1 protein-coding gene and 2 pseudogenes are annotated in these 1,939 nt (G+C 71.2%); all 3 read left to right on the forward strand.

The window, feature by feature from the left end; genetic code table 11:
* Positions 1-474: pseudogene (locus ABZ641_RS35320) on the forward strand (pyridine nucleotide-disulfide oxidoreductase); the annotation flags it as partial.
* A 111-nt stretch (positions 475-585) separates the two neighbouring features.
* Positions 586-1,215: a redoxin domain-containing protein gene (locus ABZ641_RS35325; RefSeq protein ID WP_359988496.1), complete on the forward strand. Its 630-nt coding sequence runs from the start codon at positions 586-588 to the stop codon at positions 1,213-1,215.
* Positions 1,216-1,734: 519 nt separating this feature from the next.
* Positions 1,735-1,939: pseudogene (locus tag ABZ641_RS35330) on the forward strand (transposase family protein); the annotation flags it as partial.

Genomic DNA, 1,939 nt, shown 5'->3' on the forward strand with positions numbered 1-1,939 from the left:
ACCGGCCGGTGGCCGCTCACCCACGTCGGCAAGTACCAGGGGCGTATCGTCGCGGCGAACATCCTCGGCATGCCCCGGCCCGCCGACTACAGCGCCGTCCCACGGGTGGTCTACACCGATCCGCAGGCCGCCGCGGTCGGCTCCGCCGACGGCCGGTTCAGCGCCACCGTCCCGCTGTCGGACGTGGCGAAGACCGCCACCTACACACGTGAGTACGCCACCAGCAACGGCTTCCTCACGCTGTTCAGCGACGGCGAGACGCTGACGGGCGCCTGCGCCCTCGGCCCGGAGGCCGGCGAGTGGCTGCAGCAGGCCACCCTGGCGATCCGCGCGCGGGTCCCGCTCAACGTGCTGAGCGACACGATCCAGCCGTTCCCGACGTTCTCGGAGATCTACCTGGCCGCGTTGAAGTCGCTGCGCGCCGGGATCGCCCGGGGCGGCGACCCCGCCGCGGCGCAGCCGACGGCGCGATGACCAGCACCGGCCCGACCGGCACCGGCCCGACCGGGGCGACCCACGACATCGACGGCGGGCGGCAGCCGCTCCCTTGGTGAGCAGCCAGCCGGCAGGCGAAAGGGCTTCAGCATGCGCTCCGACATCAGGCCCGGCGGGACCTTTCCCGACTACGAACTGCCCGACCACGCCAATGTGCCGCGCAGGCTCAGCAGGCTGCAGGGCGACGACCCGCTGATCCTCACCCTGGCCCGCGGCCACTACTGCCCGAAGGAGCACCAGCAGCATCTCGAACTCGCGGCCTTCTACCCGAAGATCGCCGTGGCCTACACCCAGGTCGTCACCATCGCGACCGACGAACACCACGAACTCCAGGAGTTCCGTGCGTCGGTCGGCGCCCAGTGGCCGTTCCTCGCCGACCCCGGGCGCATCGTGCAGCAGGACCTGGACATCGCCGAGTACACCGACCCCGACCACGACCCGATGATCCCGCACACGCTGGTCCTCAAGCCGGGCCTGGTCGTGCACAGCGTCTACAACGGCTACTGGTTCTGGGGCCGTCCGTCGGTGGCCGACCTCTGGCGCGACCTGCGCGAGGTCTCCCGCGAGATCCGCCCCGACTGGGACCTGAGCACCCCGGGCCTGCGCGAGAAGTGGGACAGGGGCGACCACTCGCCCTTCCACGGCTGGAACCGGCGCGCAGCGGCGCGCGCCACGTCCACCGGCCCCAACCCGGACGATCCGGCCGGACGGGATCGCTGACGTATCGTCAAAGATCAGGCAGGAGCGCCGAACCTGTCGGTGCTCCGCCGGAAGCTGGCAACGCCCAGCCCACGCCTGTTCCGCCGACGCCCTCGCCGAGTCGAGCCGGTCGACGCTCGCGGCTGCCCGGGCGCTCGTTACGCCGACCGTTGCATCTCCGGGTTCGGTTCTGGCCGGTGTACACGTTGCGGTCGACCACGACCCTCCTCGACCTCGGGCAGTTTGAGCTGCTGATCCAGGCGGCGCAGGAACGCGGGGACTGGAACTGCGCCGAGGCGGCGGCTCGAGAACTGTGTGCCCCGGCGAGTTCGAACGGGCGCTGGCGCTCATGGATCCGTTCACGGATGTCGGGTGGAGGGCCGTCGAGTGGGTCACCGCCGAGATCATGATCCGGCAGGGCGACGGCGACGAACCCGCGATGGTGGGACACAGCCGAGCCGGGCGACGGCCACGTGTACGCGCGCTACGCAGAGCGGTCCGCGAAGGCCGGCGGCTCGACCATGAGGCCTCCCCGCCGTCTGCGTCGGCACCACCACCCTTGCCGACGGCGCCTACCTCAACAGCGGCCCGGCCGTCCTGCACCGCAAACGTGCCGGCCGGCCCCTCCTGCGGGCCCAGAAGGAGGACAACTCCGAGCACCGGCGCGTGCGTTCCTGCGTCGAGCACACCTTCGCCCGTATGAAGAACTACAAGATCCTCCGCGACTGCCGACAGAAGGGCGACG

It is taken from the genome of Kitasatospora sp. NPDC007106 (assembly GCF_040634455.1).
In the GTDB taxonomy this organism is placed as follows: Bacteria; Actinomycetota; Actinomycetes; order Streptomycetales; family Streptomycetaceae; genus Kitasatospora; species Kitasatospora arboriphila.

Bases quoted from the DNA above. Each gene is read 5' to 3' on its own strand.
- ABZ641_RS35325 (WP_359988496.1), top strand. From the start codon at position 586: ATGCGCTCCGACATCAGGCCCGGCGGGACCTTTCCCGACTACGAACTG.